11 protein-coding genes and 1 tRNA gene are annotated in these 13,822 nt (G+C 67.4%); 1 reads left to right on the forward strand and 11 read right to left on the reverse strand.

What is annotated here, in order from left to right; translation table 11 throughout:
- Positions 1-44: 44 nt before the first annotated feature.
- The 5 genes from HLH35_RS11010 to argC form a co-directional block, all read right to left on the reverse strand.
- Positions 45-1,334 (reverse strand): adenylosuccinate synthase, encoded by a 1,290-nt coding sequence (locus HLH35_RS11010; RefSeq protein WP_182979176.1) that lies wholly within the window; start codon positions 1,332-1,334, stop codon positions 45-47.
- An 88-nt stretch (positions 1,335-1,422) separates the two neighbouring features.
- Complete coding sequence (locus HLH35_RS11015) at positions 1,423-2,568, reverse strand: ATP phosphoribosyltransferase regulatory subunit (protein WP_182979177.1); 1,146 nt, start codon at positions 2,566-2,568, stop codon at positions 1,423-1,425.
- 58 nt (positions 2,569-2,626) lie between these two features.
- Entirely contained in the window at positions 2,627-3,808 is a 1,182-nt protein-coding gene (locus tag HLH35_RS11020; protein WP_182979224.1) for a phosphoserine transaminase, read from the reverse strand.
- A gap of 17 nt (positions 3,809-3,825) precedes the next feature.
- Positions 3,826-3,909: transfer RNA gene (locus HLH35_RS11025), tRNA-Leu, on the reverse strand.
- Between the two features lie 61 nt (positions 3,910-3,970).
- Entirely contained in the window at positions 3,971-4,915 is a 945-nt protein-coding gene (gene argC, locus HLH35_RS11030; protein WP_182979178.1) for an N-acetyl-gamma-glutamyl-phosphate reductase, read from the reverse strand.
- Between the two features lie 204 nt (positions 4,916-5,119).
- On the opposite strand from argC, the gene mazG reads away from it, so the two are divergent.
- Positions 5,120-5,908: a nucleoside triphosphate pyrophosphohydrolase gene (gene mazG, locus HLH35_RS11035; protein ID WP_182979179.1), complete on the forward strand. Its 789-nt coding sequence runs from the start codon at positions 5,120-5,122 to the stop codon at positions 5,906-5,908.
- Positions 5,909-6,081: 173 nt separating this feature from the next.
- Here mazG and HLH35_RS11040 read toward each other — a convergent pair whose 3' ends face one another.
- From HLH35_RS11040 to ntrC, 6 genes are all read right to left on the reverse strand, one after another.
- Positions 6,082-6,918 (reverse strand): inositol monophosphatase family protein, encoded by an 837-nt coding sequence (locus HLH35_RS11040; protein ID WP_182979180.1) that lies wholly within the window; start codon positions 6,916-6,918, stop codon positions 6,082-6,084.
- A gap of 42 nt (positions 6,919-6,960) precedes the next feature.
- Positions 6,961-8,247, reverse strand: coding sequence for a GTPase HflX (gene hflX / locus HLH35_RS11045; RefSeq protein WP_338029336.1), 1,287 nt, complete (start codon positions 8,245-8,247; stop codon positions 6,961-6,963).
- A 7-nt stretch (positions 8,248-8,254) separates the two neighbouring features.
- Complete coding sequence (hfq, locus tag HLH35_RS11050) at positions 8,255-8,551, reverse strand: RNA chaperone Hfq (protein WP_182949016.1); 297 nt, start codon at positions 8,549-8,551, stop codon at positions 8,255-8,257.
- 113 nt (positions 8,552-8,664) lie between these two features.
- Positions 8,665-10,056 (reverse strand): nitrogen assimilation response regulator NtrX, encoded by a 1,392-nt coding sequence (gene ntrX, locus HLH35_RS11055; protein ID WP_182979181.1) that lies wholly within the window; start codon positions 10,054-10,056, stop codon positions 8,665-8,667.
- Positions 10,046-12,262: a sensor histidine kinase NtrY-like gene (locus HLH35_RS11060; RefSeq protein WP_182979226.1), complete on the reverse strand. Its 2,217-nt coding sequence runs from the start codon at positions 12,260-12,262 to the stop codon at positions 10,046-10,048. Before HLH35_RS11060 ends, ntrX begins: the two co-directional genes overlap by 11 nt.
- Before the next feature lie 94 nt (positions 12,263-12,356).
- Positions 12,357-13,805 (reverse strand): nitrogen regulation protein NR(I), encoded by a 1,449-nt coding sequence (ntrC, locus tag HLH35_RS11065; RefSeq protein ID WP_182979182.1) that lies wholly within the window; start codon positions 13,803-13,805, stop codon positions 12,357-12,359.
- Positions 13,806-13,822 lie beyond the last annotated feature (17 nt).

The raw sequence follows: 13,822 nt of genomic DNA on the forward strand, positions 1-13,822 counted from the left end.
GAAAAAGGGCCGGACCATCAGGTCCGGCCCTTTTCATATCGGGTTCAGCCCTCGAACGGGTCGCGCATCAGGATGGTGTCGTCGCGCTCAGGGCTGGTGGAGAGCAGCGTCACCGGCGCCTCGACCAGTTCCTCGATCCGACGGACATATTTGATCGCCTGCGCCGGCAGGTCGGCCCAGGAGCGCGCGCCCCGGGTGCTGTCGGTCCAGCCTTCCATCGTCTCGTAGACCGGCGTGACACGGGCCTGTGCCGCCGGGGCCGACGGAAAGCTGCGGATTTCCTTGCCGTCCAGTTCATAGCCGACGCAGACCTTGATCTCGGGCAGCCCGTCCAGCACATCCAGCTTGGTCAGCGCCAGGCCGTTGATGCCGCCAACGCGCACCGCACGGCGCACCAGCATGGCGTCGAACCAGCCGCAACGACGCGGACGCCCCGTCACGGTGCCGAATTCATGCCCGCGCGTGCCCAGCGTCCGCCCCATCTCGTCATGCAGCTCGCTGGGGAACGGCCCTTCGCCCACCCGGGTCGAATAGGCCTTGGCAATGCCCAGCACGAAACCGACGGTGCCCGGCCCGACGCCGCTACCGGTCGCCGCATTGGCCGCGATGGTGTTGGAGCTGGTCACGAACGGATAGGTCCCGTGATCGACATCCAGCATGACGGCCTGCGCCCCTTCGAACAGGATGCGGCGCCCGGCCCGGCGCGCGTCGTCCAGCAGGTCCCACACCGTGTCCATATAGGGCAGCACGCGCGGCGCCAGAGCGTTCATATGCTCCAGCAGCTCCGCCTTGGTGAAGGTCGGCGCGCCCAGGCCGGCCAGCAGCGTGTTGTGGTGCAGCAGCAGCTCGTCCAGCTTCCAGTCCAGCGTTTCGGGCTCGGCCAGATCGCACAGGCGGATAGCCCGGCGGGCCACCTTGTCCTCATAGGCCGGGCCAATGCCACGGCCGGTGGTGCCGATCTTGCGGTCACCGCGGGCTTCTTCGCGGGCGCGGTCGATCGCACCATGCACCGGCAGGATCAGCGGCACGTTCTCGGCAATGCGCAGGGTCTTCGGCGTCACCTCCAGCCCCTGCGCCGTCACGCGGTCGATTTCCTTCAGCAGGGCTTCGGGGTCGACGACGACGCCATTGCCGATCACACCCATCTTGCCACGGACTAGGCCGGAGGGCAGCAGCGACAGCTTGTAGGTCTCGTTACCGACCACCAGCGTGTGGCCAGCATTGTGCCCACCCTGGAAACGGACGACGATATCCGCGCGGCTGGCAAGCCAGTCGACGATCTTGCCCTTTCCCTCGTCACCCCACTGGGCGCCGATCACGGTGACGTTGGACATCAGAAGCTCCTCAGAAAAACGGTCCGGCCGGAACGCAACACAAAAAGGGGCGACACTGGCCGCCCAGCCGCCCGGCTTAACAGGCGCGTCAGTTCAGCGCCACCACTCCATCGCCGGCTACGATCATATCGCATTCCAGGCGCCTTGCCTCAGCCACGCTGTCCGCGACGGGCGCCAGCCCATCGACGGTCGCATATCCCTCGGTCCGCAGCCGCCTGCCCAGTGCCGGATCACTGCCCACGGGCAGGAACACGCGCACCCGCCCTGCCCTGGCAGGCGCCGCACGCAGCAGGGCCTCGGGGCGCAGGGTCAGGCCGCAGGCCGGCTCGTCATTATTGGACACATAGCGCCCGCCGCGGCCCAGCTCTTCATGCTGGCCACGGGCATACACCGTCACGCAGACGCCGGTATGATAATGCAGCCCCCGGAATTCGACCGGGTCAATGGTCACGCGAATGTCCGGCACCCGCGCCTTGATCGCGGCAAAGGTGGCGGCCAGACGTTCGCTCAGCACCCGCACCGGTTCGGGCAGGACCAGCCCGCCCAGGACCGAGAGCGCACGCTCTGCCGGCCCGGCCGCATGCAGCAATTCGGTCAGCACCGGCGCCAGCCCACCGGCCAGCTTCGCCACCGCCGCCGCGTCCTTGCGGTCCAGCGCGCGCATCAGCGCCTGCCGCTCGGCCGGGGTAAAGCCGACCTCCGCAATCAGCGCCGGCGCCAGCGGCGGCATCGTCAGGTCGAACGACACACCGGGCACCCCCAGCACCGCCAGCGCCTCGGCACCCAGCGCCACCACTTCGGCATCGGCTTCGGGCGTGTCGGGACCGATCAGCTCGATGCCGGCCTGGGAAATCTGCCGGTCGCTCTCCCGCGCCCCGCCACTCGCCTGCACGCACAGCCCGGTATAGGACAGGCGCAGCGGTCGCGGCGCGTCGGCCAGCCGGGTCGCGGCAATGCGGGCAATCTGCGGCGTGATATCGGGGCGCAGCGCCATCATGCGCCGCGTGTCCGGGTCCATCAGACGGAACGCCTGCTCGGCCACCGCCGCCCCGGACCCGCTCAGCAGCGTGTCCTCGAATTCCAGCAAAGGCGGCTTCACCCGGCTGTAGCCGTGCGAGGCGAAGACCTGCATCAGGCTTTCCATGCCGGCGGCCTCGGCCTCGGCATCGGAAGGCAGCAGATCGACAAAGCCTGCGGGCAGCAGGGCGGGATTGGGAGGCGGATCGTCCGTCATGCGCGCGCCTATACCATCCTTGCGGTCATTCGTCAGCCCACGCGCGGGCAGGAACGTGTCAGGCGAACTCCGCGCGCACTTCGGCTTCGGCCCAGTCCAGCCACGGCATCAGCGCGCGCAGATCATCCGCCTCCACGGTCGCACCACCCCACAGCCGCAGGCCCGGCGGCGCATCGCGATAGCTGCCGATATCCAGCGCCACGCCCTCCGCCTCCAGCAGGCTGACAATCCGCTTGGCCGCCTTGGCCTGCGTCGCCGCATCCAACGCCACGAACCAGGGCGCCACGATGGTCAGGCAGATCGCAGTGCTGGACCGTTCGGCCGGGTTAGCGGCCAGGAACGCAGCCCAGCCGGAGCGCGCCACCCAGTCGGCCACCACCGCCAGATTTGCCTGGCTGCGGGCAACCAGGGCCGGCAGGCCACCGATCGCCTCGGCCCAGCGCAGCCCGTCCAGCGCGTCCTCGACACAGAGCATGGAAGGCGTGTTGATCGTATCGCCCTTGAAAATACCTTCGATCAGCCGACCCTTGGCCGTCAGGCGAAAGATCTTCGGCAGCGCGCGCGGCGCCGATGCCTCTTCCAACCGGCGCACCGCACGCGGCGACAGGGCCAGCATGCCGTGCGCGGCCTCGCCGCCCAGCACCTTCTGCCAGGACCAGGTCACGACATCCAGCCGATCCCAAGGCAGGTCCATCGCAAACGCGGCCGAGGTCGCGTCGCAGATCACCAGCCCGTCGCGCTCCGTGGGGATCGCCGCCCCGTCGGGAATGCGCACGCCCGACGTCGTGCCATTCCACGCCAGCACCACGTCATGCGCCCAATCGACCTGCCCCAGGTCCGGCAGACAGCCATAATCGGCCTTCAGCACCCGCGCGGCCGGCGCGTGCAACTGGTTGATGATATCGTCGGCCCAGGTCGCCGAAAAACTCTCGAACGCCAGCACGTCGACCGAGCGTTCGCCGACCAGCGACCACAGCACCATCTCCACCGCGCCGGTATCCGACGCCGGCACGATCCCCAGCTTCCAGTCGTCGGGCAGGCCCAGGATGGCACGCGAGCGGGTAATGACCTCATTCAGCCGGGCCCGCCCTTCGGGCGCGCGATGCGAGCGGCCCAGCAGCGCGCCGGACAGCGCGTCCAGCGACCATCCCGGACGCTTGGCACAAGGGCCGGAGGAAAAACAGGGATTGGCGGGGCGCACGCCCGGCTTCGCGATCGCGTCGGGAGAGAGAGCAGACATCATCCTGTCCGGAGAAATGGTACGAGAGAGGGGACTCGAACCCCTATGCCTTGCGGCGGTCGATTTTGAGCCGACTACGTCTACCGTTCCGTCACTCTCGCCTGCGGGCCTGCTTATCAGCAAAACGGGCCGAGAGGCAATCGCACAACCGGAACCCGACGATCATCCGGCCCGCGGTGCCGGCGGTGCCAGACCCAGCATCAGGGCGATATTCTGGATTGCGGCGCCCGAGGCCCCCTTGCCCAGATTGTCCAGCCGCGCGGTCAGCACCGCCTGTCGCCGCGATTCGTTGGCATGGACCCGCAATTCCATCAGGTCGGTCCCCGCCAGCGTTTCAGCGGACAGGCCCGGCACGGAATCGGCCACGCTGATCCGGTCCGAACCGGCATAGAAATCGGCCAGCACCGCCCGCAGATCGCCCCCCGTCGCCGGTTGGGCCAGCAGGTCCAGATGCAACGGCACCGAGACGATCATGCCCTGGGGGAAATGCCCCACCGACGGCACGAAGACAGGCGGACGCGTCAGCCCCGCATAGCGGGTGATCTCGGGCAGATGCTTGTGTTCCAGCCCCAGCCCGTACAGTTCGAAGGCCGGCCCGCCTTCCCGCTCGTGCGCCTCGATCATCGCGCGGCCACCGCCGCTATAGCCGCTGACCGCGTTGATCGTCAGCGGCGCATCGGGCGCGAGCAGCCCGGCCTGAACCAGCGGCCGCAGCAGCGCAATCGCTCCGGTCGGATAGCAGCCGGGGTTCGAAACCCGCGCCGCCGCCGCGACCTGCGCCGCGAATCCGTCCCCCATTTCCGGAAAACCGTAAACCCAATCCGGATCGACGCGAAAAGCCGTGCTGGCGTCCAGCAACCGGGGCGCCCGGCCACCGGCAGCCGCAATCTCGGCCGCCATCCCCGCCGCCTCGCGCGACGCCGCATCGGGCAGGCACAGCACCACCAGATCGACCGATTCCATCATCGCACGACGGGCAGCGGCATCCTTGCGGTGTTCCGACGCGATCGAACGCACCGTCACCGGCAGCGCATCCAGGCGCTGACGAATGCCCAGCCCCGTCGTGCCAGCCTCGCCGTCAATGAAAACCGTCGCCTGTTCGCTCATGGTACCCCCTGGTCCTGGGCGCGGGACTATAATCCCTGTCCGACCCGCCATCCAGAGAGCCTGCTTGGAAATGCGCGCTGGCGGCGATCCGACGCGCGTTTCCAAACAGGCTCACAGCATCCGCACAGCGCGCCACGCTGGACGCGCCCGCGACGCCGGTGCAGACATGGGGCGATCCCGCCGACCCATGCACGGAGCCCCCGGATGTCCGACGCCGCCCAGGCCCTCTCGCGCCTTCTCGACATCATGGCCCGCCTGCGCGACCCCGTCAGCGGCTGCCCGTGGGACCGCGAGCAGGATTTCGCCTCCATCGCCCCCTATGCGATCGAGGAAGCCTACGAGGTCGAGGACACGATCGCCCGGCAGGACTGGGCCGCCCTGCCCGACGAGCTGGGCGATCTGCTGCTCCAGGTCGTCTATCACGCCCGCATGGGCGAAGAGGCCGGCTGGTTCGATTTCGCGACCGTCGCCGGCATGATCGGCGACAAGATGGTCCGCCGCCATCCCCATGTCTTCGGCGACGCCGCACTGGCCCCCGGCCAGTGGGAGGACGGCAAGGAGCAGGAACGCCTTGCCCGGCGCGAGAGCGGCACGCTGGCCGGCATCCCCACCGCATTGCCCGCCCTGCTGCGCGCACGCAAATTGTCGGCCCGCGCCGCCCGCATCGGCTTCGACTGGCCCGATGCCAGGGACGTCGCCGAAAAAGTGGATGAGGAAATCGCGGAACTGAAGGTCGAACTGGAATCGGGCGACCGCGAACGAATCGCCGACGAACTGGGCGACGTGTTGTTCACGCTCGCCACCCTGGCCCGCAAGCTGGATCTGGACCCCGAAGCCTGCCTGCGCCAGGCCAACGCCAAGTTCACCCGCCGCTTCACCGGGGTCGAACACCATCTGGCCGAACGCGGCCTGACACCGGCCGACAGCACGCTGGCGGACATGGAAGCCGCCTGGCAGGCGGTCAAACGGCAGGAACGCGGCGACGACGCATAAGCGAGACGCAGAGGCTGTTTCAGAAGCTCCGATGGTGCGTGGAAGCGTGGCGTCAGCCATGCGTCTGGCGGTGGTTTTTGAGCATCGGAGCGGAGCGGCCTTGATGGCCGAGAGCACCGAAGCGCAGGAAACCGCCGTCAGGCCGCCACCAGCAGAGCTTCTGAAGCAGCCTCTCAGCCCGGGTCCAGCAGCAGGTCACGCAGATCCTGCCAACTCGCCCGATCGGGGGCATAGAGCAGCCCCCCGACACGATCGGTCAACCGATAGGGCTCTCCGTCGAAATGGGCGCAATAACCGCCGGTCTCGTGATGGATCAGCCAGCCGGCCAGATGGTCCCACGGCATGGTGCGGTTGAAGAGCAGGAAATGGCATTTCCCGTCCACCAGCATCAGATATTCATGCGCGGCACAGCGGAAATCCCACGATCCCATCACGCGCGGCAAGTTGCGGGCCACCAGGTCGCGAATCGGCGGGGGCAGGTAGCGCCACGAGGCATTACCGGTCATTTCGGCCGCCGGCACGGGCCGCGCGCAGCATAGCGGGCGCTCGGCATCGTCCGGCCCGACCTGCCATGCCCCCTCGCCCCGCACCGCCAGCGCCGCGACATTGCAGATCGGGTCGAGAATCGCCGCTCCGACAACCTCGCCCCGACGCAGGATCGCGACCATGACGCCGAACAGCGGCACGCCCGCCGCGTAATTCGCCGTGCCGTCGATCGGATCGATAACATAGGCGAGGTCCGCATCCTCGATCGCGTCCAGCAGGCCGGGCCGGGCACAGACGGCTTCCTCGCCGATCACCACCGCGCCGGGCGAGAGGCGCAGGAACGCCTCGGTCATGTCATGCTCGGCCGCTTCGTCGGCCACGGTCACCACGTCCAGCTTGCTGGTCTTGCACCGGATGGCGTCCGCATCCAGCCGGCGGAAGGACGGCATGATCCGATCCGCCGCCGCCTGCCGCATGATGTCCAGAACCGTACGCATATGCGCGCGCGAAACCGCGACCGTCATGACATCATTCTCCCTTCCCGCCCATCCGGCGCGGGCGGGCGCCTACCGCTCGCGACTGGCCAGTTGCTGTTCGAACCGCGCGCGATCGGCCGGCAGCAGCCGCACCGTCACCACGATAGCCTGCTCGCCATCATCGCGCGACGTCACTTCGCCATGAGCATACAGCCACGCCAGCAGCGCGCCGTCCTTCACCGGAATGGTGTACTGGACAATCTCCATCGCCTCGGTCAGGCGCTGGTCGATCGCCGCCAGCAATTCGGGCAGCCCATCGCCGGTAATCGCCGAAATCGCGACACTGCCGGCCCGGGGCGGCACCGCGTCGCGGCCGCCCAGCAGGTCGGCCTTGTTCTGCACCTCGATCACCCGCCGGCGCCAGTCGCCCTCCAGCGTTCCGCTGGTCGCCATGCCCTCCAGCACCTCCTCCACATCGGCACGCTGCGCCGTGGTGTCGGGATGCGAGATATCGCGCACATGCAGGATGATGTCAGCCTCGGCAACTTCCTCCAGCGTCGCGCGGAAGGCAGCGATCAGCTCCGTCGGCAGGTCGCTGATGAAGCCCACCGTGTCGGACAGGATGATCCGCCGGCCCGATGGCAGGCGAATGCCGCGCATCGTCGGGTCCAGCGTCGCGAACAACTGGTCCTGCGCATAAACGGTCGCCCCGGTCAGCGCATTGAAAAGAGTCGATTTTCCAGCATTGGTATAGCCGACCAGCGCCACGACGGGAAACGGCACCCGCCGCCGCGCGGCACGATGCAGGCCGCGCGTGCGCCGCACCTGCTCCAGCTCGCGCTTCAACCGCACGATACGGTCGCCGATCATGCGGCGATCGGCCTCGATCTGGGTCTCACCCGGCCCGCCGAGGAAGCCGAAACCGCCGCGCTGCCGCTCCAGATGGGTCCAGGTCCGGACCAGACGGCTGCGCTGATATTCCAGATGCGCGAGTTCGACCTGGAGCGAACCCTCCTTGGTGGCGGCACGCTCGCCGAAAATATCCAGGATCAGGGCCGTACGGTCGATGACCTTGCAGCCCAGGGCCTTTTCCAGGTTCCGCTGCTGCACGGGCGTCAGGCGCGTATCCACCACCACAACGGCAACACGATCCTCCTGCACCGCCTGGCGCAGCGACTCCACCTGCCCGCTTCCCAGCAGCGTGGCCGGCCGGCGGGCGCGCAGCAGAAGCACGGCCTGCCGCACGATCACCAGCCCGATCGAGGCCGCCAGGCCCACGGCTTCTTCCAGCCGGGCTTCGGCGGCGCGAACCTCGTCCTGACGGTCCGGCCGCTCCCATGGCAGGATGACGGCCGCCCGCGTGGGCGACTGCGCCACGGGAACCTCAGACGAGATCGGAATCCCCCGCCAGATCCTTGTCCGACAGGTCGGCCGAAGCACCCTCGGGGCGCGAGGGGTCGAACAGCACGACCGGCGTCGCCGGCATCACGGTGCTGATGGCGTGCTTGTAGACAAGCTGCGTGTGCCCATCACGGCGCAGGAGCACGGAAAAATTGTCGAACCAGGTGATGATGCCCTGCAACTTGACACCATTGACCAGAAACACCGTGACCGGCGTCTTGGAGCGCCTGACATGGTTGAGAAAAACATCCTGAACGTTCTGCGTAGGTTCTTTTGCCACGGTTGGGCCTTACTTGCTCTGTCGGCGAGGACGAACGCCGCGCAAGCTGCTCCGTTCCCCGCCAATAATTCGGTTGGCTCTCTCTAGCAGGCCCTTCCCCGAGGGGCAAAACCTCATCCTGCTCCCCGCTCGTCGGACGTCACGCCCAACTGCTTCAGCTTGCGGTGCAGCGCGCTGCGCTCCATGCCGACAAAGCCGGCGGTGCGGCTGATATTGCCGCCGAATCGCAGCAATTGCGCCTGCAGATACTGGGTCTCGAACAGGTCGCGCGCCTCGCGCAGCGGCAGGCCCATCACATCGGCGGCGGGGTCGAATTTCAGCAGGGTCGGCGCCCCCTGCCCCACCGACGGCGGCAGCATCTCGGCGCGGATCGGGTCGGTGCCGTTCCCCGGCATCATGATCAGCAGCCGCTCCATCAGGTTGCGCAGCTCGCGCGAATTGCCGGGCCAGTCATAGCTCTGCAAGGCCGCGATCGCGTCGCCCGACAGGTCGCGCAACGGCAGGCCGGCATTCTCCGCCGCCCGGTGCAGGAACATCCGTGCCAGGCCGGGAATGTCCTCGCGCCGTTCCCGCAGGCTGGGCACACGCAGCGGCACCACCGCCAGCCGGTAATACAGATCCTCGCGGAACCGCCCGGCCGCAATCGCCTCCTGCAGGTCGCGGTTGGTCGCGGCCAGCACGCGGACATCGACCTTCACCCGCGTCGCGCCCCCCACACGCTCGAAACTCTGGTCCTGCAACGCACGGACGATCTTGCCCTGGGTCTCGATCGGCATGTCCGCCACTTCGTCCAGCAGCAGCGTGCCCCCATGGGCGCGTTCCAGCACGCCGGTGCGCCGCCCGCTGCCATCCGCGGTGCCCTCGATGCCGAACAGTTCCTCCTCGAACCGGCCCGGCGCCAGCGTGGCGCAGTTCAGGGCGACGAACGGCCCTTCGGCACGGCGCGACCGGGCATGGATCATCCGCGCCGCAACCTCCTTGCCCGCGCCGGCAGCGCCGGAAATCAGCACCCGCGACCCGCTGGGGGCCACGCGCTCGATCTGGTTGCGCACGGCGGCAATGGCCGGGCTGTCGCCGAACAGCATGGCCTCCGGTCCCGCGCGCAGGCGCAGTTCCGCATTCTCCCGCGCCAGGCGCGAGGCCTCCAGCGCACGCCGGACGACCAGCAGCAGCCGATCGGACTGGAAAGGCTTTTCGATAAAATCGTAGGCGCCATGCTGCAGCGCGGCGACGGCGGTCTCGATGGTGCCGTGGCCGGAAATCATGATGGTCGGGACGGCCGGCTCCTCGCCCTGGATCGCCTGCAGGATACCCAGCCCGTCCAGGCGCGACCCCTGGAGCCAGACATCCAGAATCACCAGCGACGGCCTGCGCGCCCTGAACGCACTGATCGCGGAATCCGAATCCCCCGCCAGCCGGGTCTCATAGCCTTCGTCCCGAAGAATACCCTCGATGAGCAGCCGGATATCCGGTTCGTCATCAACGATCAGGATTTCATGCGCCATGCTCGTCCTTTACTGGCAGAATCAAGACCGAAACAGCTCCCCGTCCATCCTGCCTGTCTTCCAGACGGATGCTTCCCCCGTGATCTTCCAGAATTTTCTTGACGATCGCCAGCCCCAGCCCGGTTCCCTTCGGCTTGTGGGTCACATAGGGCTCGGTCAGCCGCTGCCTGTCTTCTTCAGGCAGACCGATCCCATCGTCGACGACCGCGATGTGCGCGGCCGTTCCTTCGATACGCAAGACAATTCGGACAATGCCGACCGGTCCGGTCGGGCGATCGGCAGCATCACCATCTTTCGGAAGCATTGCAATGGCATCGGCGGCATTTTGCAACAAATTGGTCAACGCCTGCCCGACCAGCCGCCGGTCGCACGACACGATCGGCCCATGGTCGGGCAGATCGGTGTCGTAACGGATCTCGGGATGCGCGTTGCGTTGCAGGATCAGCGCCTCGCGCACGATTCGCGACAAATCCTCGGGGCGGATGATCGGCTGCGGCATCCGCGCAAAGGCCGAAAACTCATCCACCATGCGCCCGATATCGCCGACATGCCGCACGATCGTATCCGCGCACTGGCTGAACGTCTCGGGGTCGGAGGTGATTTCGCGCAGGAAGCGGCGCTTCAGCCGCTCGGCCGCAAGCTGGATCGGCGTGAGCGGATTCTTGATCTCATGCGCGATCCGCCGGGCAATGTCGGCCCACGCCGCCTTGCGCTGGGCCGCCTGCAAGGCCGTGATGTCATCGAACGTCACGACATACCGATCAGGCGCTCCCCCGCTGATCTCGCCGCCGATACGGACCAGCAGCGTACAGGCCTTCGTGCCCGACCCGACGTGAATCTCCCCCGTCCACACCCGGTCGGGCGCACTGGCCGCCTCCTTCAGCATCGGGCCGAACTCGGGCACGACATCGACCAGTTGCCGCCCGACGGCGGCCGGCAGATCCTTTTGCAGCAGAACACCGGCAGCGCGATTCGGCAGCTCGATCACCTGCTGGGCATCCAGGCCGATCACCCCGGCGGACACGCCGGACAGCACGGCTTCGGTAAACCGACGGCGCTCGTTGATCTGGCTGTAGGCGATCATCAGCTCGGAGCGCTGGCTGGAAAGCTGGTCGGTCATGCGGTTGAAGGCGCGCGACAGGCTCGACACCTCGTCATCCCGCTCGCCCTCCGGCACCCGCACCTTCAGGTCGCCATCGCTGATGCGCTCCGACGCCAGGATCAGCAGCCCCAGCGGCCGCACGATCTGGTTGGCCAGCACCAGCCCCACCAGCACGGCAGCGAAGAGAACCAGCAGCCCCACCAGCGCGAAGATCAGCACGAACGTGAACTGGATCTTGGATCGGTTCCGGTTCAGCCGCTGATAATCCGCCACCACCATTTCGGTCTTGTGCATATGGTCGAGGATCGATGGATCGACGGGGCGGGTAATCACCAGCATCAGCGCCGGCGTATCGCCCAGCGAAATCACCGCCCGCACCGTCTTCTCGTCCGGCGAATCGAGAATCGCGATCTCGTTGGTGCGCGCCATCATGGTGGCCGAGGGCGGCGGCAGGGCCTGCATGTCGCCCGGCCGGCTCATCAGCCCCCCTTTGGCGACAACGGTGTTGGTCAGCGGGTCATAGATCACCGCTTCGTTCAGCCCGCGCAGGGTCGCCTGCGAATCCAGCACCTGGTCCAGCGCCTCGGGGTCATGCATCAGGTCCGACCCGGACCCTTCCAGGCTGTTCGCAGCCCCGGCCAGGTAATTGGCCAGCGAGAACGCCTCGGTCCGGATATTGGCGTTATGTTCCTGCAGATAGCCGCGCGAGGCCTGCAACGCCTCGTTCAACGCTGTGTTGACCCGATCGCTGAACCAGATCTGGATGCCGTAATGAAAGAAGACGGCAGCGAACGTGCCGACAACCACCGTCGGCGCCACCGCGACAATGCCGAACAGCGTCACCAGGCGCACATGCAGCCGCGCCCCGGCCAGGCCAAGGCGCCGATCGGCCATCACCCGCCCCAGCCGTTCCGCCAGCGCCAGCGCCAGCAGCAGCAGGACCAGGAAGTTCAGGATAAAGATCAGGGCCTGGATGCGCGGATAATGCGTCACCGACATGCCGCCCGACAGCACGACGAAGGTGGCGACACCGAAGCACAGCGCCAGCGCCACCAGGGCAATGGCGACATTCCGCCGCGCCAGCAGCCCGAACAGCCCGCGCATCAACCCCACCCCCGACACCAACCGCCGGATATTGAAACCGTGCCCTGGGGTCAGCACCCGATTATCGCCCGACGCATCAAAAGACTCATGGAAATCAGTTTACGCCGCGTACGACCGGAATTTCCAGATCCCGGATCTTCTTGCGCAGGGTATTGCGGTTCAGGCCCAGCATCGCCGCCGCCTTGATCTGGTTGCCCCTCGTGGCAGCCAGCGTCATCTGGATCAGCGGCCGCTCGACCTCGGCAATCACCCGATCATAGATATCGTGCAGCGGCATGCCGTCCTGCCCCGCCGCCAGGAAATGCCGGATATGCCGGGCCACCGCATCGGCCAGCGGCTCCTTGGCCAGGATCTCCGACGTCTCGGCCTCCTGATCGTGCGATGCCTCCGCCAGTTCCTGATCGACGAGGTCGCCGGTAATCGTCTCCTGCGGATACAGGGCCGCCAGACGGCGCATCAGGTTTTCCAGCTCACGGACATTGCCCGGCCAGCGGCTGGCCTGCAGGCGCTCGAGCGCGCCATCGGCCAGCATCTTGGCCGGCAGCCCATCCTCGCGGCACCGGTCCAGGAAATGCCGCGCCAGCAGCGGAATATCCTCGACCCGTTCGCGCAGCGGCGGCAGGCGGATCGGCACCACATTCAGGCGATAGAACAGATCCTCGCGGAACGTCCCGTTGCGAATCGACTGGCGCAGGTCGCGATGCGTGGCCGCCACGATCCGGACATTGGCCCGAATCGGCTGCCGGCCGCCGACCGTCGTGAACTCGCCTTCCTGCAGCACGCGCAGCAGGCGCGTCTGCGCCTCGGGGGGCATGTCGCCGATCTCGTCGAGAAACAGCGTGCCACCCGTCGCCTGCTCGAACCGCCCCGGATTGCGGCTGGTCGCCCCCGTAAAGGCGCCACGCTCATGCCCGAACAGCTCGCTCTCGATCAGCTCACGCGGGATCGCCGCCATGTTGACGGCCACGAACGGGCCACCCCGCCTGCGGCCATAATCATGCAGCGCCCGCGCCACCAGTTCCTTGCCGGTGCCGCTTTCGCCATTGATCATCACCGTCAGGTCCGACGTCGTAAGCCGCGCGATGATGCGATAGATATCCTGCATCGCCATCGACCGGCCGATCAGCGGCATGCGCTCCTCGGTCTCGGGCGGCGCCGGCTCGGCCAGCGTACGGGCCGGCGAAGCCAGCGCCCGCTCGACCACCGACAGCAGCTCCTTCAGGTCGAACGGCTTGGGCAGATATTCGAACGCCCCACGCTGGGTCGCCTTGACGGCGGTCATCAACGTGGATTGGGCGCTCATCACCAGCACCCGCATGTCCGGCCGCGCCCGCTTGATGCGCGGAATCAGGTCCAGACCGTTCTCGTCGGGCATCACCACGTCGGTAATGACCAGATCGCCCTCACCTTCTTCGATCCACTGCCACAGGGTCGCGGCGCTGGCGGTGGTACGAACCTGATAGCCGGCGCGCCCCAGCGCCTGGCTGAGAACGGTGCGGATGGAGCGGTCGTCATCGGCAACAAGAATAGTCGGAAGGGGCATACGAAATCCGGTCTCTC

Origin of the sequence: Gluconacetobacter asukensis (genome assembly GCF_014174375.1) — a bacterium.
Lineage (GTDB): Bacteria > Pseudomonadota > Alphaproteobacteria > Acetobacterales > Acetobacteraceae > Gluconacetobacter > Gluconacetobacter asukensis.

Bases quoted from the DNA above. Each gene is read 5' to 3' on its own strand.
- ntrC (WP_182979182.1), bottom strand. From the start codon at position 13,805: ATGCCCCTTCCGACTATTCTTGTTGCCGATGACGACCGCTCCATCCGC.
- HLH35_RS11010 (WP_182979176.1), bottom strand. From the start codon at position 1,334: ATGTCCAACGTCACCGTGATCGGCGCCCAGTGGGGTGACGAGGGAAAG.
- mazG (WP_182979179.1), top strand. From the start codon at position 5,120: ATGTCCGACGCCGCCCAGGCCCTCTCGCGCCTTCTCGACATCATGGCC.
- HLH35_RS11015 (WP_182979177.1), bottom strand. From the start codon at position 2,568: ATGACGGACGATCCGCCTCCCAATCCCGCCCTGCTGCCCGCAGGCTTT.
- argC (WP_182979178.1), bottom strand. From the start codon at position 4,915: ATGAGCGAACAGGCGACGGTTTTCATTGACGGCGAGGCTGGCACGACG.
- ntrX (WP_182979181.1), bottom strand. From the start codon at position 10,056: ATGGCGCATGAAATCCTGATCGTTGATGACGAACCGGATATCCGGCTG.
- HLH35_RS11060 (WP_182979226.1), bottom strand. From the start codon at position 12,262: ATGCGCGGGCTGTTCGGGCTGCTGGCGCGGCGGAATGTCGCCATTGCC.
- HLH35_RS11040 (WP_182979180.1), bottom strand. From the start codon at position 6,918: ATGACGGTCGCGGTTTCGCGCGCGCATATGCGTACGGTTCTGGACATC.
- HLH35_RS11020 (WP_182979224.1), bottom strand. From the start codon at position 3,808: ATGTCTGCTCTCTCTCCCGACGCGATCGCGAAGCCGGGCGTGCGCCCC.